Source organism: Vibrio sp. TRT 21S02, from assembly GCF_050113675.1.
Classification (GTDB): domain Bacteria; phylum Pseudomonadota; class Gammaproteobacteria; order Enterobacterales; family Vibrionaceae; genus Vibrio.
The window spans coordinates 1-23,976 of record NZ_JBNJOI010000021.1; the positions used below are offsets into that span (position 1 = coordinate 1).

Annotated in this window: 14 protein-coding genes; 10 read left to right on the plus strand and 4 right to left on the minus strand. The window is 45.5% G+C overall.

Annotation, left to right across the window (positions count from 1 at the left end; translation table 11 throughout):
* Window positions 1–278: 278 nt before the first annotated feature.
* Together ACQEXU_RS19200 and ACQEXU_RS19205 are read right to left on the minus strand one after the other, a co-directional pair.
* The gene (locus ACQEXU_RS19200) at window positions 279–1,940 is read right to left on the minus strand and encodes a methyl-accepting chemotaxis protein (RefSeq protein ID WP_427011950.1); all 1,662 of its coding nucleotides are present in this window, start codon (window positions 1,938–1,940) and stop codon (window positions 279–281) included.
* 262 nt (window positions 1,941–2,202) lie between these two features.
* Window positions 2,203–2,934: a DUF4344 domain-containing metallopeptidase gene (locus ACQEXU_RS19205; RefSeq protein WP_427011951.1), complete on the minus strand. Its 732-nt coding sequence runs from the start codon at window positions 2,932–2,934 to the stop codon at window positions 2,203–2,205.
* 139 nt (window positions 2,935–3,073) lie between these two features.
* Between ACQEXU_RS19205 and ACQEXU_RS19210 the strand changes: the two genes are divergently transcribed.
* The 3 genes from ACQEXU_RS19210 (at window position 3,074) to ACQEXU_RS19220 (ending at window position 6,681) form a co-directional block, all read left to right on the plus strand.
* Window positions 3,074–3,430 (plus strand): YibL family ribosome-associated protein, encoded by a 357-nt coding sequence (locus ACQEXU_RS19210; protein ID WP_367990455.1) that lies wholly within the window; start codon window positions 3,074–3,076, stop codon window positions 3,428–3,430.
* A 581-nt stretch (window positions 3,431–4,011) separates the two neighbouring features.
* Entirely contained in the window at window positions 4,012–6,039 is a 2,028-nt protein-coding gene (locus tag ACQEXU_RS19215; protein ID WP_427011952.1) for a hypothetical protein, read from the plus strand.
* Window positions 6,040–6,066: 27 nt separating this feature from the next.
* Window positions 6,067–6,681 carry a hypothetical protein gene (locus ACQEXU_RS19220; protein WP_427011953.1) on the plus strand — a complete coding sequence of 205 codons (615 nt, stop codon included), beginning with the start codon at window positions 6,067–6,069 and terminating at the stop codon, window positions 6,679–6,681.
* A gap of 66 nt (window positions 6,682–6,747) precedes the next feature.
* Here the strand turns inward: ACQEXU_RS19220 and malI are convergent, their stop codons facing one another.
* Window positions 6,748–7,770, minus strand: a complete 1,023-nt coding sequence (gene malI, locus ACQEXU_RS19225; protein WP_427011954.1) for a Mal regulon transcriptional regulator MalI — start codon at window positions 7,768–7,770, stop codon at window positions 6,748–6,750.
* A 205-nt stretch (window positions 7,771–7,975) separates the two neighbouring features.
* Between malI and malX the strand changes: the two genes are divergently transcribed.
* From malX to manA, 3 genes are read left to right on the plus strand one after another with little or no spacing between them, the layout of a single operon-like run.
* Window positions 7,976–9,550 carry a maltose/glucose-specific PTS transporter subunit IIBC gene (malX, locus tag ACQEXU_RS19230; RefSeq protein ID WP_427011955.1) on the plus strand — a complete coding sequence of 525 codons (1,575 nt, stop codon included), beginning with the start codon at window positions 7,976–7,978 and terminating at the stop codon, window positions 9,548–9,550.
* A 48-nt stretch (window positions 9,551–9,598) separates the two neighbouring features.
* On the plus strand, window positions 9,599–10,786 hold the full coding sequence (locus ACQEXU_RS19235; protein ID WP_427011956.1) for a MalY/PatB family protein: 1,188 nt from the start codon (window positions 9,599–9,601) through the stop codon (window positions 10,784–10,786).
* A gap of 22 nt (window positions 10,787–10,808) precedes the next feature.
* Window positions 10,809–11,996, plus strand: coding sequence for a mannose-6-phosphate isomerase, class I (gene manA / locus ACQEXU_RS19240; protein WP_427011957.1), 1,188 nt, complete (start codon window positions 10,809–10,811; stop codon window positions 11,994–11,996).
* A 46-nt stretch (window positions 11,997–12,042) separates the two neighbouring features.
* Here the strand turns inward: manA and malT are convergent, their stop codons facing one another.
* On the minus strand, window positions 12,043–14,751 hold the full coding sequence (malT, locus tag ACQEXU_RS19245) for an HTH-type transcriptional regulator MalT (RefSeq protein WP_427011958.1): 2,709 nt from the start codon (window positions 14,749–14,751) through the stop codon (window positions 12,043–12,045).
* A gap of 559 nt (window positions 14,752–15,310) precedes the next feature.
* On the opposite strand from malT, the gene ACQEXU_RS19250 reads away from it, so the two are divergent.
* The 4 genes from ACQEXU_RS19250 (at window position 15,311) to ACQEXU_RS19265 (ending at window position 23,910) form a co-directional block, all read left to right on the plus strand.
* On the plus strand, window positions 15,311–17,764 hold the full coding sequence (locus ACQEXU_RS19250; RefSeq protein ID WP_427011959.1) for a glycogen/starch/alpha-glucan phosphorylase: 2,454 nt from the start codon (window positions 15,311–15,313) through the stop codon (window positions 17,762–17,764).
* 101 nt (window positions 17,765–17,865) lie between these two features.
* Window positions 17,866–20,052 carry a 4-alpha-glucanotransferase gene (gene malQ, locus ACQEXU_RS19255; RefSeq protein ID WP_427011960.1) on the plus strand — a complete coding sequence of 729 codons (2,187 nt, stop codon included), beginning with the start codon at window positions 17,866–17,868 and terminating at the stop codon, window positions 20,050–20,052.
* Between the two features lie 180 nt (window positions 20,053–20,232).
* A complete protein-coding gene (gene glgB / locus ACQEXU_RS19260) occupies window positions 20,233–22,401 on the plus strand; it encodes a 1,4-alpha-glucan branching protein GlgB (protein WP_427011988.1) in 2,169 nt (722 codons plus the stop codon).
* 222 nt (window positions 22,402–22,623) lie between these two features.
* Window positions 22,624–23,910, plus strand: coding sequence for a methyl-accepting chemotaxis protein (locus ACQEXU_RS19265; RefSeq protein ID WP_427011961.1), 1,287 nt, complete (start codon window positions 22,624–22,626; stop codon window positions 23,908–23,910).
* Window positions 23,911–23,976 lie beyond the last annotated feature (66 nt).

The window sequence follows — 23,976 nt, forward strand, 5'->3', positions numbered from 1 at the left end:
CCTGAACCTGACCTTCGATAGAGATATAACATGGAGTTGGCATCGTAATCCTTCCTTTAATCCATTTTTGAATGAGTTTGTGATTGAACGAAGGGGATAGAGCAAAGGGGATGCCAAGGATTAAGGTCCGTAGAATCAGTAAGTTAGATTGAGTTAAGCAATAAGCTGCCCAGTTTTGAGCAAGTTATTGCTTCTACAGGCAAGTTTATGTGAAAAAGAAGCGGTATAAAAAAGCCACGGTGTTCACCGTGGCTATATTTTACAGTGTAAATATCGGTTTAAACTTTGAATCGTGCAACCAAGTCGTACAACTCGTTAGCGGTATGGTTGAGGTTTTGGCTACCGGCACGGTTCTCGTTGGCGAGATCGGCAGATTGAGAGCTTTGGTCTGAGATAACCACGACACGCTGTGAGATTTCTTGTCCGACAATACTTTGCTCCTCTGTCGCAGTTGCGATGAGTGAGTTCATATCCATGATGGTACCAATAGATTGTTGAATTTTAACCAGCGCTTCTGCGGCGGCATTGGCTTCTTCTACGGTGCTGGCACTGCGGTTTTGACTCGATTCCATAGCTTTTACAGCGGCATCAGAAGCAGCCTTCAACTGCTCTATCATTTGGTGAATTTCGCCAGTACTGTCTTGTGTTCTGCTGGCAAGTTTACGAACTTCGTCGGCAACGACGGCAAATCCGCGACCTTGTTCTCCGGCTCGAGCGGCCTCAATGGCTGCATTTAACGCAAGCAGGTTGGTCTGTTCTGCAATGTCTTGAATTACCTCCAGTGAAGAGGAAATATTCTGTACGTCACCTTCTAGTCGTGAAACTACGTCATTAGCTTGAGATACTTCACCGGCTAAACTCTCAACGGATTTCGCAGCAGAATTCACAATATTTTGGGCATCTTTGGCGTTGTCATCGGCATCCCTTGCTGATTGTGCGGCTTGATTGGCGTTGCTTGAGATCTCTTGTGCGGTCGTTGTCATTTCGGTCATTGCTGTTGCCACTTGCTCTGTTTCAGAGCGTTGACCAGAAGCAATTTCATCCACTTGCGCTGCACGGTGAGACATGTTGTCGGTCTCAGCCACGACTTGCTGGCCTGCTTGGCTCACTTGGCGAATGATCTGTTGAAGGCTTTCGACAAAGGCATTGAAATTTTGGCTAAGTTTTGCAAATTCAGGAGCCTTGAAATTCTCCATACGTGCCGTTAGGTCGGCATCACCACTGGCAAAAGAGCTGATTGACGCATCAAATAATTCGAGTGGGCGCATAATGGTGCGGTTTACTGCAACTGCGAAGGCTGCAACCCCTAAAGCGATAACCAAGCAAAAGACGATGATGGCAGACAGTGTGGTTTGTAGCGCCTCAGTGGTGGCATCTTCCATCTCTTTGACGATTGCATCGATATCATCAGTGTAGAAACCAGTTCCCAGCATTAAATCCCACTCAGGAACAAAAATGGAGTAGCTCAATTTAGGTAGTGCTTCAGTTTGACCTGGCTTAGGGAAGTAGTAAGTGGTGAAATCACCAGTTTTGGCGTTCTTTAACAGATCTTGGATTAAATAATTACCTTGCTTGTCTTGAAGGTTATAGAAATTGTCGCCGACGCCCTTGTCACTTTTACCCACAACGACTCGTACCCCTTTAGAGTCGTAGCCAAAGACATAACCTGATTCACCGTATTCAAGTTGCTTTAATGTTGGTAGCGCTTCTTCCAGAGTTGCACCACGATCCAAGAATGGCTGAACGGCGGATTTTGCCATTTGAATATAGTTTTTTAACTCCGCTTTTTTCATGTTCATCATGTTAGAGCGGGTCACTTCGATTTGTTGATCGTTTAATTCTGTCGTTTTCATATAGGTAAACGTGAGCATACCTAGTGCAATTACGAGTAGAGGCACAAGCGAGAGAACATAAAGTCGGGTTCTAATAGTGAGACTCATAGGTACATCCTGTCTTTTTATATAGCCGTTTATGATGGCATTTATGATTGTTGTGTTTTGCCTTCGGTTTAGGTGATTTTATAAACTAAAGGTTAGCTAATTTTTCGACCAATGAAGATGAATCTTGAACTATTTGTTTAGAAAATGAGATTGGACTTTAGTTCTAATGGCGAGGTGGTTTGAAACCGTATAAAATTCATGGGTTTAGATAGTTTTAACTATTCTAATCAAAAAGAGGTAGTTTATGGCTACCTCTAGCAAATTAATCTGTATTTTGTTCTTGTTTGAAGTAGTGATGCCAGTTACTACTGATGGCGTCAAATTGGTAGATGCAAAACTCTTTTCGTTCAGTCAAATAGTCATTTTCGATTTCATCAAGTAGCGATTGATGTTTTTCTGGGGCGCTGCCATAAACTAAGCACAAGGTGGAGAAATATCGCTGAAGATCGAAGCTATGTTCGTCAATATACTCCCCAAAATCGTAATAATCTGGCCGATCCTCTGACTCAAATGCGAACATATCGGCAGCGCTGATTGCAGCATCCGCACCACCGTCGACATAGTGCAGCATTAAAACGGGAATATTTTGGTCAGCAATATAGGCATGGCCTGCTTCATGTAAAAGCGTGTGGAGAATAGTGTCAATCACACCTTCTCTCTCTGGTTTACCAAATCGCTCGGCGTACTTATTTTTGGTGAAGTGGTCTAAGGCTTCGCTGTAAAAAGAATAGGGGATATGTACTTTATGACTTTGTGGATCGTACATCGGGCCCTCTTGACCACCATATTGAATGGTTAGTGCTTGATTGAAGGGAAAATACTGCTCGGAAAGGGCTATAACAGTGTCATTCACGCCACTCTGCTTTAGGCGCACTTTGATGTTGTGCTCCTCTTGTGACTGAGGGGTAGCGTAGTCGATGATAATATTTTGTTGAGCAAGGGCGGCAGGCGATAAGACTGAAATCAGTAACGGCAAGGTTACGGTGACGCGCATAAGTTATCCTTATAAACGTTGGTTTATTTATATTTGCTGTCAATACTGACATAAAATAGCGCCTTATGCCTGTAGAAATAGAGAGCCATGCGGCTTCGTGTTATACTCCGCGCCCATTTACCGATAAAGAGTCGAAATCATGAGCTTAAAAAATGAAATCCAGCAGTTGAATAACCGCATTGATACTTGCCGACACAAGCTCAATGCTGCCCAAGCTCGTGGCGATAATGAGATGATCAGTAAGTTTACTGATGATTTGGCAAAGCTGGAAAAGAAAGCAAACTCTTTAAAAAGTAAGCAAAAATATGACATGAACAAAGAGCGTAAGAGCTTACTGGATATGCCATTTTCTCGTGAGATCACGAAAGCAGAACAAGCGGATCTTGGGAAGTTGAAGAAATCGGTAAAAGGGCTCGTGGTAGTACACCCAATGACCAAGCTTGGTAAAGAGCTACATTTGAATGTGATGACGGGATTTGCTCCGAAGAAATTCTAAAAAAAGCGCCGATCGGCGCTTTTTTCATATTACACAGCAATAACCAATTGAAGCTCTGTCATACACTTGAATGGCCGCATGTGGAGATTGTCAAAATAGAGCATCAGTACAAGCTTTATGCCGATCTGAATACCGATTAGTGATGATATTGCACGTATTGAGCTGACACTCATCTATAACTTTTAGTCTGACATTTGTTATTAGGGGTGCGTGACGCATTCTACTGCTTTTTAGCCCAAAGTGATCTTTGGGCTTTTTTATACCTTTGAAGCTCGGTTTAACGTTTATGTTTAGGTATAACAAAGCAGGATTATGTCGCAGTTTTTTATAACATCAACCTACTGATTTCTTGTTAGTAAATATTAAATTTTCTGCTTTTGGGAAGTGATACGCAAAGTGATATTAATGTCAAAAATCTGACTCGCAAAAACACAGTATGCCCATATTTGAATATTGACTCTACTGTTATGTTTGTGAACTGCAGGCAATGGATTTGTAACATGCTGTATGGTTACTAGTTATTTTGTGAATGCATGTCTGGTTTATGGATTTTCATCGATGATTAATTACGGAGAGGTAAGATGAATTCTCAACGTTCACTTTTAGCTGTCGCGATCGCGCTAGGACTAGCAGCATGTGGTAGTGATAGCACGGATACAGGTAGTTCAGGTACAGATACGTCGACCAATACAACGTCTTTAACTGCCAAGGCCGCTGACGGTTATCTGGTAGGGGCTAATGCGTGTTTGGACTTAAATGACAATAAAGTTTGTGATGATGATGAACCGAATGCCACAACAGGTGATGACGGTGAATTTACGATTGATGGGCTTACTCAAGAGCAAATCGATCAAGGTGTTCTGTTAATAGAAGTGGTTGCGGGTCAAACAATTGACACTGATAACCCAGATGTCGTTTTGAGCAAGAGTTACAAACTGACTGCACCTCCGGGTTCTTCATTCATTAGTCCGCTAACTACCTTAGTACAAAATGAAGTTGAAAAAGGCTCAACCTTAGAAGAAGCGAAAACAGCGATTCAGGCAAAGTTGGGCACAACGTTAGACCTCACACAAGACTACATTGAAGCGAAAAACTCTGACCAATTTGATGCGGCTGAACAAGCGGAATATGCAAATTTGCACCGCGTTGCTCAAGTTACGGCTTCAGTGATGGCAGACAACACTGATGCGCTAACGCAAGCAGCAGCTGGAGCGGGTATCACGGTTGAAGCGCTTACCTCTTTGATCGTTGAAGAAGTTACTCGTGTGCTTGAGAATGTAGTGGCGAACATCGATGCTGCTGGTGACAGCTTTGACCCATCTGCGATTGCGTCCGACATCAACCGCGATCATATTGGTTTGGATGAAAGCAATCTAGCCGACAAAGTGAATGAAAATGAGGCCAATAAGCAGGCTGTTGTCACTGATCTTGGCGAGCTTGTGAAAGACGATGGCCTCAACTGGTTTGGTGGCGCTGATGTTGCTGATCAAGATCTTCGTTTAGAGTACGGTACGTTAAAGCTTGAAGCGGATGATTCAGTCTCTGATGTTGAGCATCATTATGATTACGTTGCAGAGCAGTTCTATCCATCAAAACCACAACCGATCAATACGAATCAAATGGTATTGGGTGAAGGTGGTTGGGTTGCTGAAAACGACACCATCGTCAGCATCAAAGTGAACGATGATGCATCCATAGAACTTGAAATGGCGACTCCGGTACTGAATGAGCGTGCGAGTGCTAAGCAGGTTGATGTGAGTGGTTTGAACGTTGGTTCAATCATGAACAAAACTGCGGATGAAGGGGTATGGGGGCAAGTCATGCCAACTGCACTGACATTCCCTGATAATGCGGTAGCGTATAAGTTGTCTGTGCAAAGTGTGAATGATGGCTTCTATTCATTCAATAAAGGGGATTGGTGTATCGCCAGTAACCCAGATCGTTATGCTGCACTCAACAATATGTGTAATGGTATTAGCGCCTTTAAAGAGGGGGCTGATACATGGTTAGCCACATTGGCTGACACCTTAGCGCAGGATGAGAGCGATCGCGATGGTGCAACCAACAATGCTGATCTGATCCCGATGGCGGGTATGAGTAATGGTGATATTTTTGCTCAGTTATTGGCTGATGGTACCGTTGTTTACTACGAACGCTCTTGGGATTGGAGTGCACCGTTTACTAAATTTGCTGATGCAGGTTCATGGGAAGACATCACAGTCAATGGTCAGCAGCTTCGCAAAGTGACACTACCGACATCTGTGAAAGCGCAGGCCAAATGGTCAAACTACGGTGCGGATAACGCGACCTATCTTGCTGTGGTTGATGGTTTTGTACGTATCACTTGGCACGTTGCGGCAGAGCGTGGCAGTGAAGAGTACATCTTTGATGCGGCAACGAAACAGTTCATTCTGGATAACTTTGTTAAGCCAGAGCCGCTGCCACAACCAGAACCAACCCCACTCAACCTACAAGCGTGTTTGGACTCACTACCTGATGCTGGTTATCAAGCAGCGATTGGTGATGTTACTGTCTACGATGTGCAGCGTGCCGTGCCATGGGCAAATGATGGCTTACCTCAAAGCTTTAGTTATGAGTTTGAGTTCTAAGGCAGCACGTTCTCTTGGCTAGACGATGTGACTTTGGTGACAGGCCTGCCAAGCTGGATCACCGACATGCAAGGCGCACTTGAGAAAACGCGTGTCACGATGAAAGACAGTGTGGGTGATGTGATTGGTCATGAAAATGCTTACAGCTCAGCGGATCATTACTTAGGTCAAGAAGGGTTTAATCCAGATGGTTCGTTTGGCTGGGGGACGGCAAAAGCCGTTCTGCCTCTGGTGATTGCAGATACTGAAAAATTGCTGAATGTACCTGCGCTGTTTGGCAGTGCGACCAATATGCCTTTAGCGTCTGAGTTTGATTACAGTGTTTATCCTGCATTGGAAATCAGACCAGGGGTGAGAACGGTAACGGTAGAAACACCACTGACAGACATGACAGATATTTGGTCATTAGCCGTATTCGACTACCAAGAAACCTACCTTGGCAAAGAAGAAGTGATGGTCGGCGCTGGAACTATAGAAGCGTGTAAAGTCAGCAGCGAAACTTATTACCCAGCGATTTTAACAACAGACACGAAAGTGTCTTGGTTGACTAACCGTGGTTTTGTGAAAGAAGAGCGTGACGAACCTTCATGGGGTGCAACCATTACGATGGAAGCGGCGTCACTGCCAGCATCAATTCGTTAAAGCAGGTATTTACCTTGTTCAAAGCCAGCGTATAACGCTGGCTTTTTTCATAAGGAGTTAAGGAAATTATGCAGAGGCCCTTATGATCAGACTTGGAGGAAGAATTAAACTATGAGGCTGATGTTGCTCGGAGTTCATGTTTTCAATTAAACGTCTCGCCGCTTGTTTTCCCATTTCTCTGGCATTGGAATTAACGAAAGTCAGTGGTGGTTCGATAAGCTCTGCGGCTTCCACATCATCAAAACCAATAACGGAAACTTGTTCGCCGACAAACTGATCTTTACCCACCTGTCTTCCTGCACGATTGATCCCATATACTGCACCTAGAGCCGTTGCTGAATGGTGGCAAAGCACGGCGGTGACTTGAGGATGCTCCGACAATAACTGTTGTACCGTTTGCGCCGCAGAGGCTTGAGTCTTTTGACATTCAACAACCCACTCTGTCTTAAATGGCAAACCAAATTGCACTAGGGTACTGCAATAGCCCCCAATCCGTTCAGCCCGAGACAGTGAATTGCTTTGCCCGCCAACATAGGCGATGCAACGATGCCCCTGTTTGATCAGGTGCTCCGTGGCCAGTTTTGCTGCATAGCTATTGTCGGGGCCGACATAATCGACTTGCTTATCGACAGACGCGCGAGAAATACACACCAAAGGCAGCTTAAAGGTGTTGAGTTGGTCGATATCAAATTGCTGATTTTCACCAACAGGACAAAATGCAACCCCACCTACGCCTTGGTGAGCAAGGGTTTTCAAGCAATGATCAAACTTTTCCTGACTCTCGCCACATTGCGCTAAAAACAGCATATAGCCTTGTTTTTCGGCTTCTTCACTTAGCCCAGCCGCCACTTCCGCATAGTAAGGATCGCTAATGTCTCTCAAGATTAGACCAATGATTTCGCTGGTATTGGAGCGCAAGTTAGCAGCAGCACGGTTGCGAATATATCCCAGGGCTTCAACAGCTTGATTCACTTTTTTCGCGGTGTCTGGGGAGATACGTCCCTTATTGCTCAACACCATTGAAACCGTGGTGACAGAGACGCCAGCGTGTTTCGCAACTTCGGTAATGGTCACTTTTTTGGATGACATAAGCCTACTAGTAATTGAAGAAACGTTTCATCAGGAAAACATACAGGTATTGTCCTGATTATTAAAGGGCGATCACATAACAATCGAAAGAAATATAACTGGATCACAAATAAATTGATAAAACGTTTTACCAAAAATTTTAGCGGTGTAAGTTCGGTTGCATAAACAAAATAAAACCCTACGTTCTCATCCTCGGAGAGTTGTTATGTCCAGCAATGCTAATAAAACCACAATGTGGGAATTTCTACAGAGTTTAGGAAAGACATTTATGCTGCCTGTCGCCCTGCTTGCCTTTTCAGGTATTTTGCTTGGGGTAGGGAGTTCATTGTCGAGCACCGCTATTCAAGAAGCGATACCTCTGCTCGATAATACGATCTTGCAATACCTATTTATGTGGATGACCAAAATCGGTTTGGTCGCATTTATTTACCTACCAGTAATGTTTGCCATTGCGATCCCTCTCGGTCTAGCTCGTGAAGAAAAAGGGGTAGCGGCTTTCTCGGGTTTTGTCGGATACGCGGCGTTCAATCTAGCGATCAATTTCTTTCTAACCGTCAATGGTGTGCTGGCCGATGAAGCGCAGCGCAGTGCCTACGGTGTCAAAAGCATTATCGGTATTGAGTCCATTGATACAGGGATCCTAGGTGCGGTCATGGTGGGCATCATTGTGGCTCGTCTTCACCAGCGTTACTACACCTTTAAAATGCCAGATGCTCTGGCGTTCTTTGGTGGTGCGCGTTTTGTCCCGATTATCTCTGCCATCGTATTAGGTATCGTCGGTGTTCTTATTCCATTTATCTGGCCATATTTTGCAAAAGGCATCAACGGCATCGGTTATGCGATTGCTGGTGCTGGGGACTTCGGTCCAATGCTGTTTGGTACTGGTGAACGCCTACTACTACCAATTGGTTTGCACCATATTTTGGTGGCGCTGATCCGCTTTACAGAAGCGGGTGGCACAATGGAGGTGTGTAATCACACGGTATCTGGTGCACTGAATATCTTTTATGCGGAACTATCATGCCCAACCACGCAAAGCTTTACGCCTGAAGTCACAGCGTTCTTATCACAAGGAAAAATGCCGACTTTCCTTGGCGGGTTACCGGGTGCGGCTTTGGCGATGTACCACTGCGCCAAGCCGGAAAGTCGCCATAAAATTAAAGCACTGCTTATTTCAGGTGTTGTAGCGTGTATGGTCGGTGGTATTACTGAGCCATTAGAGTTCCTGTTCTTATTCGTTGCTCCGGTACTTTACTTCATTCACGCGATACTCACGGGTCTTGGCTTCATGATCATGGGCATGCTGGAAGTCACTATCGGGAATACCGATGGCAACCTAATTGACTTCCTCGTCTTTGGGGTTCTGCAAGGGACAGCTACCAAGTGGTACTTAGTGCCTGTTGTTGCTGGTATTTGGTTTGCGGTTTATTACAGTGTGTTCCGTTTTGCTATTCTCAGATTCAACCTCAAAACCCCTGGCCGTGAAGTCGATACCGCAGAAGTTGACAAAGAACTTGAGGCAAGTTTTATCAATGAATCAGGCAAAGGTGCGGCAGTACTGGCAGCTTTAGGTGGGAAAGATAACATTACTGCGTTAGACAACTGTATTACCCGTTTGCGCTTATCGGTTAAAGATATGTCCTTGGTCAACGATGCTAGTTTGAAAGCGCACGGTGCGTTGGGGGTGGTGAAACTGGATGAGCATAACTTGCAGGTGGTGATCGGGACGCAGGTTCATCTCGTCAAAAATGAAATTCAGTCTTTGATGACTGCCAGCTAAAACAACATTCCCCCTTGCGGTAATGCAAGGGGGAATGAGGAGACGGTAATGACTCATCAGTATGACTTTGATACCTCAATTGATCGTACGGGGACCTACTGCACGCAATGGGACTATGTGCAAGATAGATTTGGTAAGGAAGGTTTATTGCCTTTCACAATCTCGGATATGGATTTCGCAGCACCGAATGTTGTTCTAGATGTCTTGAAACAACGTTTGGAGCATCCGGTTCTTGGTTACAGCCGCTGGAATCACCGCGACTTTAGATCTGCAGTAACCGCATGGTTTCATCGGCGTTTTGATGCCATGTTTGACGAACAAGCGATCGTTTATGGCCCTTCGGTTATCTACATCATCTCTAGTTTGATCCAACAATGGAGCAAGCCAGGACAAGGCGTGGTATACCACGCGCCCGGCTACGATGCGTTTGATCGCATGATTGCCGGCCAGCAGCGCGTGTGTGTTCCAAGCTCACTGCTCAAAGAGCATGGTCAGTTCAGTATCAACTGGTGTGAGCTTGAGCAGCAACTGGCTGATCCAAATAACCGGATTTTCTTATTGTGTAGCCCACACAACCCAACGGGGCGAGTGTGGAGCAAAGAAGAATTAATACGCATTGCCAAGCTGTGCCAGCGACACAAAGTGGCCGTGATCTCCGATGAAATTCATATGGATATTGCGTTCAAACCGCACACACCATGGCAAGGTTTTGGGCTTGAAATGCCATGGGCATTGGTGAGCTCGGCGAGTAAGTCGTTCAATATCCCAGCCCTAACTGGTGCGTATGCCATCATTCCCGATCAGCAATGTCGTGATGATTACTTATTTAAACTCAAGCATGTTGATGGGCTTTCTTCGCCAGCGATTCTCGGTGTGCTCGCAACCATGACTGCCTACCAAAAAGGGCATGAGTGGTTGGATGCACTAAATGACTATGTGCTTGGTAACCACAAATATGTACAAACGGCCCTAAATTCAGCGATACCGCAAATCAATTATCAACCGCCGGAAGCAACTTATCTTGCTTGGATAGACCTTTCTTCGTTACCGCTGGATATGGCGGCGTTAAACCGGACGTTAATTGATCAGTATGATGTGGCAATCATGCAGGGCAGTACGTATGGCGATGTTGGAAAGGCATATGTGCGTTTAAATCTTGGATGCCCAAGAAGTAAGGTTGAAGCGGGTGTGGCGGCATTGATTGCCGCGATACAAGCTCAGTTGACTGGTGAATGACCACAACAAGAGAGTGAGCATTATGTCATTGTATAAGCTTGATAATGTAATTAAACACTACGCGTGGGGGAGCAAACAGTCCGTCACCGAGCTGTTTGGTATCACGAACCCAACCAATGAACCGATGGCGGAAATCTGGATGGGGGCTCACCCGGCAGGGTGCTCTAAAGTATCGGAAACGCAGTGCCATATTTCTGAAGTGATTAATGCCGACAAATTGGGCCTGTTAGGGGACTATACGACGGCAAGGTATGGCGAATTGCCTTTCTTGTTCAAAGTGTTGGCTGCAGAAACGCCATTGTCGATTCAGGTTCATCCAAGAAAAGAAAAAGCGGAAATTGGTTTTGCCCGAGAAAACCAACAAGGTTTACCGTTGGACGCGCCGAACCGCAGTTACAAAGATCCGAACCATAAACCGGAGCTGGTATATGCACTGACCTTTTACCGCGCGATGAACGGCTTTCGCCCGATAGCGCAGATCGTATCGCTGTTTCGTCAGGCAGGGTTGTATTCGTTGGAACCACAGCTGGATTTGCTGGAGTCGACGCCCAACTCCGCAGGGTTAAAACAGTTCTTTACCACCATTATGTCGTTGGATGAAATGCGTAAAGAACGCGTATTGACGGAGCTATATACCTCGCTAAATAGGCCAGCGAAGACTGCTCAGCTAAGAGAAGCGTATCACTATATTCGAGAGTTCATGCAACACTATCAAGATGATATCGGGTTGCTGTCTCCGCTGATTTTGAACACGATTGAACTTGAGCCCGGAGAGGCGATGTTCTTGCATGCTGAAACACCGCATGCGTATGTTCAGGGAACCGGGTTAGAGTTGATGGCCAATTCGGATAACGTGTTGCGGGCAGGATTAACTACGAAATTTATAGATATTCCAGAGCTAATTGATAACACCGCGTTTATTCCCGTGTGCGCGGATGCATTAAAAGTAAGTCCAGTTTCGAAAGAAGATCGCCAAAGTTTTCCGATCCCAGTGGATGACTTTAGCCTTGATATCATCACGGTCGATCATGTCGGTAAAATTCAATTCATTCGCAGTGCAGAAATTCTGTTTTGTATTGAAGGTAATGTGGTGATTTCTTCAGGAGAGCAAGAATTAGCGCTGAAAACTGGTGACTCGATATTGATCGGTAACAATAGCCATTCCTATGTTTATAGCGGTCAAGGAAGGCTCGCAAGGGCATACAATTAAAGAACAGATGAGTAAAAGCCCTGAACGTGTTCAGGGCTTTTTCTGTTTAGTACCCCATCAATTGAAGAAGGTTTTCCGCAGTTGATATTGCTTCTTTTCGATTGGCGATATTCAGCTTTTGATAGAGGTTTCGAATGTGAGTTTTAATGGTGGTGCCGGCCACATCAAGCTCTTGTGCAATTTGCTCGTTACTAAAGCCAGAATAGATCAGTCCAAGCACCTGCCATTCACGCTGAGTTAGTGGGCTAGTGCGAACCAATTCCGGAATATTTGGGTGGTTCACTAACTTTTCTACAAACTCTTCATCAAAGTGGACAGAGCGACTGCGTTGCGTGGTGGAAATCTCTTTGGTGAGCTTCTGCGCACGGTGGCGCTCCAAATCACCCAGCTCCGATTTGTGGCTTAATTTCTCTAAAATATGACCAATTTTGCTGCCATCTACTAGGAAGTTGCCTAAAATCCCAGTTTGGTTGGTCAGCTCCAATGCTTGCTTTAATAACGCTCGTGCAGCTTCTTCGTTTTCTTCTGTGGCAGCCAGTACCGCTTCAACAATCAAGTTACGGTTGGTATCGGTGATCAACTGGTTTTCTTGGGCTTGTTGTTGCAAGAAATCCAGTGTCTCGTGGGCTTTTTCAAGCTCACCCAAATTGATATACGCACGAGCAATATTGCGCCATTGTAGCTGAGTGAAGTGGTTGCACGCTTTCTCTGGTCGAGTCGTCGTTTTGAGCCAGTGTTGAATGGATTCCATATCTCCACGGGCTTGCCAGTATAGAATTAACGATAGAGAGGCATTGGCTGTCCAGTCAACATGGTAGGTTGACTGTTTTAGCAGATGGACAATTTGATCGATAAACTTGGCTGCTTTATCCAACTCTCCTCGGCCAATGGCTATACGTGCCAACATCGAGTAGCTATGTAAGTGCTTACTCGGTGAATGGTTACCCAGCACATCAAGTCCTTTGTACGAACACTCTTCCGCTTCATCAAGTCGATTCCAGCACCAGAGGATCTGGGCGCGAACCCGCAGCAAAAATTCATGCAATGGCACTTGATGTAACTGCTGCTCTTCAATCAGACGAAAGGCATTGTCTTGCACTTCATATGCTGCCTGAACATAACCTTGAGCGATCAAAATTTCGCTCTGCTGCAACATGGCCCAAAGCGCTTGATGGTAGACCTGATATTGGCGCGCCAGTTTCTCTGTTTGCTGCATCATCGGCAGTGCACGGCTCAGTTGCCCGAGTACGTGATTGACTTCGCCCACCACCGAAGTGGCGACGATTCGACTGCGGTAAACTGTGCTGTCGAGTTGGCTTAAGGCCAACTCTGCCAGCTCTAATGCTTTTTCTGGTTCGTTTTGGTTAATGGCGACCTGTGCTCTCAGTGCATTGAACTCACCCTGCTCATTAGTAGAGAGCTGCACGTTAAACGCGTTCATTTGGTCATCGGCTTTTTTCAGTAGATCGCCGACATCGTCATAGCGATGCTGACTTTGTGCAAGCCATGCCTGCAGCATACACAGTTTAGGTTCGCTATAAAGCTGTTCAGGTTTCAAAGCGTTAATGGCACGTTCCAAGGTTTGCAACTCACCGTGGTTGAACATTTTCCAGCCATATTGAGTCAAGATATCTGCGACTAGTTGGCCGTTGCGAGCTTTTCGTGCATGGCGCAGTGCTTGATGCGGTGAGGCTTGGCTCAACCACGCGTGGGCGGCTGCCTCATGTAACTCTTGTTCTTGTTGTGGAATACGCGCTAATCGTTCGTGAGAGAGAAATTCGGCAAATAGATTGTGGAATCGGAACCAATTCTGCTCCCCTTCCAACGGATGAATGAACAAACCAAAACGGTTGAGGGATTCAATCATACTGAGAGCATCGTCGCGCTTGGTCAGTGCTGACACTAACGCATCGTTAAAATGGTCGAGCACGGAACACTGCATCAGAAACTGGCGGGTTTCTTGGTCGAGCAAATCAAACACTTCTTCAACTAGATAATCCCACAGGTGACCGTGATTAAACTGGGAAACGGATTCTGCTGATTGCGCGAGGGTACGTCTTTGATGCTGTGCTTGCAGCGCGATTAACTGCAAGGCGGATGGCCAACCTTCAACGTAATGGCGGAGGCTATCTGCCGTGACATCATCAATGCCGTCAGCGACTCGTTGATTGAAGAAGCGGGTTGTTTCTTCGGTATCAAAGGCCAAGAGATCGTTACCAATCTCAATCATTAAATCACGAACACGTAAGTTTGCTGTACCAAGTGGAGGCGCGGCGCGACTGGTCACAACCAGTGTGAGATTGTCGGGCATATGTTTAAGGAAAAAGCGCATCGCTTCGTGAATATCGTCTTCTGCGATCAAATGATAATCGTCGAGTACCAAGTAGCACTCTTGATGAAATTGCGACATTTCAGCAAACACTTCGCCGAAAAGGGAGTGCAGGGAAGAAAACTGGCGTTTTTCAGCTAATTTCTGCGAGTTTGGGCAGGCATCATTGGTGGCTTTGTTCAAGGCTTTAAGCAGGTAGTTCATAAAGCGAAATGAGTCGTTGTCGCTTTCATCAATGCTGTACCAGCCGACATTAGGTTTATCCGCTAACCACTGTGCTGCCATGGTGGTTTTGCCATAACCAGCCGGTGAGCGAAACAAAATAAGTTTGTAGCAAGGTGCTTGCTGGAGTATGTCGAGTACTCTTGGACGTACAATCGCATTATGCAAGCGCCCAGGACGAGTTAACTTCGAAGGAATCCACATCTTCTTACATCCTGTTCTTATATCTTCAGTGCTTCGGATGAGCACGTTATATCTTGGGTTATCAATCTATTCCCGGAGGATTGGGCGGATGGTAACGGAACTCGATCACTACGGTTATTGATCAGAGGCCCGTTTTTTACTTATTTCGCGAAGCGTACTTTTCTACGCCTTATATTTGTGAACTGAATCACTTAAAGATAGGTGTAAAAGCAAGTTGTTCGCACAAAATTGCACCGTTATTAGTGCAATTCTATGAATGCGAAAAAGCGGAGTGTGATCTCACGTACATTCTTATCAATTCAATCAGAGACTCTCCATGCTCGGTCTTCATTAACGACTAGTTTTATTTGAGTTGGCGTTGTGATCTTAATCACTATGGATTTGGCTGCGTGTCGTGGTTAATGAGAGTTGGATCACCTGGCCGTTGTTTGTACGCCGTCTACGCCCTGACATCTCCTCCTAATACTCCTCTGGGGTAGGAGGATGTTTTGATGTCTGTCGCCATGCACGATATGGCACAGATGGATTAAAACTAAAAAAATGTAAGTGAGATTTCGGAATGAAACCTGCGCAACAAACTGCTTTTGATAAAGCTGCTTTCCAAGAAAGCGTGAAAAAACACCTCTCAGCAACCTATGCTACTACGGTAGAGCGAGCCTCTAGCCGTGCATGGTATTTAGCGATGGGACGCGCTCTGGCTGAGCTGACCACCTTTGATATGCTGCAAACAGAACAAGACGATGCTATCCGTAGAGCGAAGAGTGTGAACTATCTTTCGCTTGAGTTTTTGATTGGCCGTCTAACCGGTAATAACCTGATTAGTATGGGGTTATACGAACAAATCGCCGAGGCTATGAGCGAGTTAGGCCAAAACCTAACAGATTTGCTTGAAGAAGAGCGCGATCCTTCGTTAGGAAACGGTGGTTTAGGCCGACTGGCAGCATGCTTTATGGATTCACTCGCTGCGCAAGAGTTTCCAACGGTTGGCTATGGTCTGCACTATGAATACGGCCTATTTAAGCAGTCTTTTGCGAAAGGGCACCAACAAGAAGCGCCAGATGCATGGTGTGGTGTTGAAGGGTACCCATGGGAAGTGGCACGTCCTGAACTCGCTCAGGAAATTGGTTTCTATGGTCATGTCGAGGTTTATCAAGACAACGGTAAAGAGCGTCGCCGCTGGGTTCCGGGTATGGCTGTAAAAGCAATGCCGTGGGATCTGCCAATTGTTGGTTACCAAAGTGAGACGGTTTATCCACTACGTTTATGGGAATGTCAGGCCATCGCACCGTTCTCTCTCGCCAGTTTTAATAACGGCGACTATTTTGAAGCGCAGCATGCACTGATTGATGCAGGTAACATTACCAAAGTGCTGTATCCAAATGATAACCATGAAAAAGGCAAGACACTGCGCCTGATGCAACAGTATTTCCACAGTGCAGCCTCGGTTCGAGATATTCTTCGTCGCCACGAAGAAACGGGTCATACGTTGGCCTCATTACCAAAATACGAAACAATTCAGCTCAATGACACCCATCCAACCATCGCAATCCCAGAGTTAATGCGTATTCTGATGGATGAAAAAGCGCTGTGTTGGGATGATGCATGGCATATCTGTTCACAGACATTTGCTTACACCAACCACACCTTACTGCCTGAAGCGCTTGAAACATGGGATGAATCTCTGATCCAGCGCCTACTGCCTCGTCATATGGAAATCATCTACGAGATCAACCACCGCTTCTTGGAAGAGGTTCGTGCGAAGTGGCCGGGGGATGTTGCTAAGCAGCAAAAGCTGTCTATCATCCAAGATGGTTTCCACCGCATGGTGCGTATGGCTAACCTTTGTGTGGTTGGATCTTATGCAGTAAACGGCGTTGCCGCATTGCACTCAGAGCTGGTGAAACGCGATCTCTTCCCTGAATTCCATGAACTCTACCCAACGCGTCTACACAATGTGACCAATGGTATTACGCCGCGCCGTTGGTTGAAGTTCTGTAACCCGGGTTTATCGGCGTTGATTTCCGAGAAAATTGGTGATGAATGGCCTGCGGATCTAGACCAATTAGAATCCATTGCTCAATACGCAGAGGATGCGGCATTCCAGAAGTCATTCATGGCTGTGAAAAAAGAGAATAAGCAGCGTTTAGCCGATTGGGTACAAGAAAATATGGGGATCGAGCTGGATACCAATGCGATCTTTGATGTGCAAATTAAGCGCTTGCATGAATACAAACGTCAGCACCTGAACATGCTCCACATTTTGTCGCTGTACCATCGTTTGGTGAATGACCCTGAGTTTGATATGGCTCCGCGTGTGGTGTTCTTTGCGGCTAAAGCAGCACCGGGTTATCACTTAGCCAAAGAGATCATTTATGCCATCAACATGATTGCTGAAAAAGTGAATAACGACCCGCGTATCGGCAATAAGCTTAAAGTGGTGTTTATCCCAGACTACCGCGTCAGCATGGCTGAAATCATCATTCCAGCGGCGGATGTTTCTGAGCAAATTTCGACTGCGGGTAAAGAAGCTTCGGGTACCGGTAACATGAAGATGGCGCTGAATGGTGCGTTGACGATCGGTACGATGGATGGTGCCAACGTTGAGATCCGTGAAGAGGTGGGTGACGACAACATCTATATCTTCGGTTTGGAAGTGGATGAAGTGGAAGCGCTGAAAGCCAGTGGGTACAACCCGTATGACTATTACAATGCGGATCCATTGTTGAAAGCGTCTCTAGATTTGCTACTGACGGATGAGTTTACGCCGGGTGAAGTCGGTAAACTGCGAGCTACGTACGAAAGCTTGTTGGATGGCGGTGATCCGTACTTGGTGTTGGCCGATTTTGCATCCTACATTCAAGCGCATGAAGATATGGATAAGCAATACCGTGATCAATCAGGTTGGGCGAAGAAAGCGATACTCAATACCGCATTGGTCGGTAAATTCAGCTCAGACCGCAGTATCCGTGATTACGTGAATAACATCTGGAAATTGGAAGCTGTTCATCGTTAATCACAATCCTATTAAGCCAAGGCCATTGTGCCTTGGCTGCCTATTATTAATGAATTAAACCCTACATTTTTGAAGGTGTAAGCCGTCCTTCGGAGAGAGCGATGAAACATGATAATGCATTAAAACAAGTCGCTGAAATGGCAAAAATTGCCGACAGCTACGTTAGCGCGTGGGGAGATGAAGCGAAAGTGGAAGAGTCCACGATCCTTCATTTACTGACGTCTTTAGGTTACGACACGACAAATGATGAAACTTTGCTTAAATCTGCAGAGAAAAAACATAAAAAAGATGTTATTGACCCAGTATTAGTGGTGCGTGATGGCAAGCCTGTTCATGTCCCTTTATATTTAGGAAGCAGTGCCCGAGAGAGTGATTTTAGCTGGCGTCTGGAGACGGAGCAGGGAGAGGTACTGGAAGGCTATCTTCAATCGCAAATTGTGTCCGATGAGCGTAGTGAGGGTGGCCCTTTAGTGTTTGCTCTGCCAAGTGATCTACCTTGGGGTTATCACACTTTAACGCTGGTACGAAAACGCCGTAAGTCGCCTTATCAGATGACGCTTATTGTCACACCGAACGCATGTTTTAAACAACCGGCGATAGAACAAGGTAAAAAAATGTGGGGGCCGAGTATTCAGCTTTACACCCTACGTACGCAGCATAACTGGGGGATTGGCGATTTTGGCGATCTAAAGCAGTTGGTGGCGGATATTGCCTCTCGTGGTGGTGATTTTGTGGGGCTAAACCCAATTCATTCGCTCTTTCCTGCAAACCCAGAAGGGGCCAGCCCATACAGCCCATCCTCGCGTCGCTGGCTCAACATCTTGTACATCGATGTAAGCTCTGTGCCCGAGTTCGCGCTGAGCGCCGAAGCGCAGCAAACCGTTGGCAGCGCAGAGTTTCAGCAGCGTCTGCAACAAGCGCGTGATGCTCATTGGGTCAACTATACCGAAGTTGCTGCATTAAAAATGGCCGTATTGCCGTTGCTGTTTGCTGAGTTTAAAGCGCGCCATTTGGATAAAAATACTGATCGCGCTAAAGCGTTCCTCGATTTTGTGGAAGTCGGTGGTGATAGTTTAATGCATCAAGCGGCTTTTGACGCCTTGCATGCGACGCTGCACGCAGAAGATTCGTCAGTGTGGGGCTGGCCTGTTTTCCCAGAGCAATATCGCCATTTCAGTAGCAATGCAGTACAAAAATTCATTCAAAATAACCAAGATCTGGTTCATCTATACATGTATTTACAATGGGTGGCTGATGTTCAGATCAAGGAAGCGCAAGTGCTAGCAGAAGAAAAAGGCATGAAAGTTGGCTTGTACCGAGATTTAGCTGTTGGGGTCGCAGACTCGGGCAGTGAAACTTGGGCTGATGAAGGCAACTTAATTCTGGATGCCAGCATTGGTGCTCCGCCCGATGTGCTTGGGCCGCTTGGTCAAAATTGGGGGTTACCGCCACTGAACCCTCAAGTGCTAAAAGCGACAGGTTATGATGCGTATATCAAACTCCTGCAAGCCAATATGAAACATTGCGGTGCATTGCGTATTGACCATGTTCTAGGTTTATTACGTTTGTGGTGGATACCGAAAGGGGAGAACGCTACAAAAGGCGCTTATATTTACTACCCGGTTGAAGACATGCTGGCGATTTTGGCACTGGAATCCCATCGCCATCAGTGCAGTGTGATCGGAGAAGATTTGGGCACGGTACCGGATGAAATTGTCGAGATTCTTCGTGATGCGGGTGTGCACTCTTACAAGGTGTTTTTCTTTGAAACATCAAAAGAGGATGGTGGCTACATCTCGCCAAAGCATTATCCAGAGCAATCGATGTCGGCACTATGCACTCATGACATGCCAACTCTCCGTGGTTTTTGGCATTGTGACGACCTGAAAACGGGTCGTGAGCTAGGTTTGTACCCTGATGAAGCGCAACTAGAAAAACTCTTTCGCGATCGCTTGGAAAGTAAGCAAGGCATTCTCAATTCGGTGGCATGGCACGGATACTTGCCTGACGGTGTCGGCCGAGATGCTCAATATGTTCCGATGGACTCACATTTGGCTGAGGCTTTGCAAGAGCATGTCGCTGGTGGTGCTTCTACATTGTTGAGTGTGCAACTGGAAGATTGGTTAGAGATGGATAAACCGGTCAACATTCCGGGAACCGTTAGTGAATACCCAAACTGGCGTCGCAAACTGTCGATGAACTTGGATGAAATCTTTGCTCATCAGGGCGTTAATCGTATCGCAGAAAAGTTAACAAAAGCTCGGGCTAAAGTTAGTAATCAACGTTAATAACAAAGTGTTACATAGAGAAGTATCGAGCCTGTCACTCTACGTGCAGCGTGAATACTGTAAAGTAACCTCATGCGATTTGAAGCCCGCTGTTTGCGGGCTTTTCGCTATAAATATTGGTTCCAATTAACTGGGACAGTCAGAAAGTTAGGTTAGGGAGATAATCGCTTGAAAACCACCATGCTTGATAAAAAAACCAAGGCTTATAACCAACTTTCACACGCTTCGTTTGCTGATCCTTTTGCATTTTTAGGCCCATTTATCGACGAAAGTGGTGTGTCTTTACGGGTATGGATGCCCGGAGCGGATAAAGTCTCATTGGTGATTGAAGGAGAGGAGCGTATCGAGCTAGTGCGCGAAGACGCTTCAGGGTTTGTTCTCAATCAGCCACGCGATTTGCGCTTTACTCACTATCAGCTCGCCGTGAACTGGCAAGGAGTAGAGCAGCTTCTTGATGACCCATATCAATATCACACCATTTATGCAGAATATGATGATTTGCATACTCCAAAAACCATGTATCACCACATGGGGGCCCAGTTCATCACCTTAGAACGAGACGGCCAAAAAATCAGTGGCACACGTTTTTTAGTCTATGCGCCGCACGCTTCGGCTTGCAGTTTAGTCGGTGATTTTAACCATTGGGATGGACGACGCCTCCCTATGCAGCGGTTAGATTACGGCATTTGGGGACTCTTTATTCCGGGTTTGGCTGAGGGGGCTCAGTACAAATATGAGCTTAAAGGGCCAAATGGTGAAGGTCTACCGCACAAAGCGGACCCTTGGGGCTTTTATGCAGAGCAGCACCCTTCTTTCTCTTCTGTTACTTACGATCACACGCGCTATCAATGGCAAGATGACGCTTGGCAACAGCGTGCTATCACTGAAAAGCGTAAAGACGCGCTCTCCTTTTACGAACTGCACGTTGGCTCTTGGCGCCGAGACAGCAATGGCGATTTCCTCAATTATCGTGAGCTGGCGGATCAATTGGTGCCGTACTTGGTGGATATGGGATACAGCCATGTGGAGTTGATGCCAGTTTCGGAGCACCCGTTCTATGGCTCGTGGGGATACCAGCCTGTCGGTTTGTTTGCCCCGACCAGCCGTTTTGGCTCTCCGGATGATTTCAAATACTTTGTCGATGCCTGTCACCAAGCCAATATTGGTGTGGTATTAGACTGGGTTCCTGCCCACTTCCCATCAGATGATCACGGTTTGGCCAATTTTGATGGCACTCCTCTGTTCCACGATCCAGATCCTCGTCGTGGCTGGCATCAGGACTGGAATTCCTTTATTTACGATCTTGGACAGGAGCACGTACGTCGTTTCTTGGTGTCGAATGCGCTTTACTGGTTGGAGCAATTCCATATTGATGGCTTGCGGGTCGATGCAGTGGCATCGATGCTATATCTCGATTATTCACGCAGCCATGATCAGTGGATTCCCAATGTTGACGGGGGGAATGAAAACTATGACGCCATTGCCACGTTGAAGTGGATGAATGAGGAAGTTTACAAGTTCTTCCCCAATGCGATGACGATTGCTGAAGAATCCACGGCGTTTCCCGGTGTTTCTGCCCCAACATTTATGGGTGGGCTTGGCTTTGGCTTTAAATGGAACATGGGGTGGATGCACGACAGCCTGTCTTACATTAAAGAAGACCCAGTTCATCGCAAATACCATCACAATACCATCACATTCCCAATGGTTTACGCACATAGCGAGAACTATGTGTTGTCGTTATCACATGATGAAGTGGTCTATGGTAAAGGGGCGTTACACTGCAAAATGCCGGGTGATGAGTGGCAGCAAACAGCCAATTTGCGTGCTTACTATGGTTACATGTATGGTCAGCCGGGTAAGAAGCTGAATTTTATGGGTGCAGAATTTGGTCAAACGGGTGAATGGGATCACGATGATCAGTTGCAATGGTATTTGCTAGACTTCGAGCGACATCAGGGGATTCAGAAATTAACCCGTGATCTGAATAAGCTTTATCGTAGTGAGAAAGCATTGTATGAACTCGACAGTGAACCTCGTGGCTTTGAATGGCGGCTCCAAGATGCGGCGGATGCAAGCGTTCTTGCCCATGAACGATTAAGCGATAACGGTGATCGGATTTTAGTGATCACCAATTTTACGCCAGTACCGCATGATGAGTTCCGTCTTGGTGTGCCATTAGCAGGCGAGTATCAATTGCTGCTCAATACGGATGATTTGGCTTATCACGGTAGTGGGTACAACGTGTTACAGCGAGTATCAAGTGAGCCTATCGAAAGTGAAGGATTAGCACAGTCGTTACAACTTCATATTCCGCCACTATCAACGGTATTTTATAAACTAGTCTAATTAAATGACTTTTTAGATTTAATTCAAAATAGTCCCTACTAACGGAGTTAGTAGGGATTTTTTATGCCATCATAAAAATACTTTTATTTACATAAATAATATTATCAATAATTATTTGTCATTATAGTTTTTTAACTTTACTCAAGTAACTAAATAGAAATGCCGATAACGGTGATGAAGGACATCATGATATTAATCAGCCAATAAAAATAGGAATGATCTATGTTTTTTAAAAAGAATAAAAAAGAAGTGGAACTTCCAAGTGATACATTATTTTATCGCTCCATAAAAAATAATTTACCTACCATCGAATTTGATGTGAAAGGCTACGTGATTGAGGCAAGCGATAAGTTTCTAGGCTGTGTCGGTTATACAAGAGATGAGGTTATAGGTCAGCATCATAAGATCTTTTGTGACAAAGAATATGTTAACTCAACCGCTTATCAAGATTTTTGGCATACCCTAAATCAAGGAAAGAGTTTTACCGGAACGTTTCAGCGATTTGATAAATATGGTGAGCTGATCATGCTTGAAGCAACCTACTTTCCAGTTTTAGACAGCAAAAATAACATTTTAAAAATAGTAAAAATAGCGGCTGATATAACAAAGTCATATGTTGATAGCCAACAAAAGAATAATATTTTTTCTGCACTGGATAAATCTCTGGCCGTAATTGAATTTGATGTAAATGGCAATGTAATTACCGCAAATGATAATTTTTTAAGTGTATTGGGCTATCGACTTGAAGAAGTAAAAAATAAACATCATCGACTATTTTGCTTTGATGATTTTTACGCTAAAAATCCGCTGTTCTGGGAAGAGCTCGGAGAAGGACAGTTTCGTTCTGGCCGTTTTAAAAGAAAAGCATCAGATGGTCGCGCTATATATATTGAAGCAACATACAACCCTATTTTTGATGATAATGGTAAGGTTTATAAGATAATTAAATTTGCGTCAGACATTACGAGCTATGTAGAACATGAATTAGCTATTTCAGATGCCGCGCATATTGCGCATTCTACATCTGTGGAAACCGCTGAAATTGCCTTACAAGGTAATTCCTCTTTAGAAGAAAGTGCCCGTATCTCTGAAGAGCTATCAGATACGCTGGTTCAAATCTCTGGCCGGATTTTTGAACTCAACCAACGTTCGAAAGATGTGACTGATATTGTTCAGGTGATCAAAGAAATTGCGGATCAAACCAATCTGCTAGCACTGAATGCCGCGATTGAAGCGGCTAGGGCTGGAGAGCAGGGCAGAGGTTTTGCTGTGGTGGCAGAGGAAGTTCGTGCGTTGGCATCAAGGACGTCCACATCGACCAATGACATTAATAACGTGGTAAGCAGCAATCAACTGGTCGCTCAAGAGGTTTGCACCCTCGTTGAACAAGTGTCGGAGTCGGCTAAATATGGCAAGAACAAAATGTCTGAAGTGTCAGAAGTCATGAATCAGATTTACGAAGGGGCGAACAACGTTGCATCCAGTGTGTCTTTGCTTACTGAAAAGTAGCGTTTCTTAAGCCAGCACGTATCGGAAATGGAAGGGAACGTAATCGCCCGACACATAACAGCGTTG

Excerpts from the sequence above, each read along its gene's own strand:
- malT (WP_427011958.1), bottom strand. The coding sequence starts at position 14,751 with ATGTGGATTCCTTCGAAGTTAACTCGTCCTGGGCGCTTGCATAATGCG.
- malQ (WP_427011960.1), top strand. The coding sequence starts at position 17,866 with ATGAAACATGATAATGCATTAAAACAAGTCGCTGAAATGGCAAAAATT.
- malI (WP_427011954.1), bottom strand. The coding sequence starts at position 7,770 with ATGTCATCCAAAAAAGTGACCATTACCGAAGTTGCGAAACACGCTGGC.
- ACQEXU_RS19200 (WP_427011950.1), bottom strand. The coding sequence starts at position 1,940 with ATGAGTCTCACTATTAGAACCCGACTTTATGTTCTCTCGCTTGTGCCT.
- ACQEXU_RS19265 (WP_427011961.1), top strand. The coding sequence starts at position 22,624 with ATGTTTTTTAAAAAGAATAAAAAAGAAGTGGAACTTCCAAGTGATACA.
- glgB (WP_427011988.1), top strand. The coding sequence starts at position 20,233 with ATGCTTGATAAAAAAACCAAGGCTTATAACCAACTTTCACACGCTTCG.
- manA (WP_427011957.1), top strand. The coding sequence starts at position 10,809 with ATGTCATTGTATAAGCTTGATAATGTAATTAAACACTACGCGTGGGGG.
- ACQEXU_RS19205 (WP_427011951.1), bottom strand. The coding sequence starts at position 2,934 with ATGCGCGTCACCGTAACCTTGCCGTTACTGATTTCAGTCTTATCGCCT.
- malX (WP_427011955.1), top strand. The coding sequence starts at position 7,976 with ATGTCCAGCAATGCTAATAAAACCACAATGTGGGAATTTCTACAGAGT.
- ACQEXU_RS19215 (WP_427011952.1), top strand. The coding sequence starts at position 4,012 with ATGAATTCTCAACGTTCACTTTTAGCTGTCGCGATCGCGCTAGGACTA.
- ACQEXU_RS19250 (WP_427011959.1), top strand. The coding sequence starts at position 15,311 with ATGAAACCTGCGCAACAAACTGCTTTTGATAAAGCTGCTTTCCAAGAA.
- ACQEXU_RS19235 (WP_427011956.1), top strand. The coding sequence starts at position 9,599 with ATGACTCATCAGTATGACTTTGATACCTCAATTGATCGTACGGGGACC.
- ACQEXU_RS19210 (WP_367990455.1), top strand. The coding sequence starts at position 3,074 with ATGAGCTTAAAAAATGAAATCCAGCAGTTGAATAACCGCATTGATACT.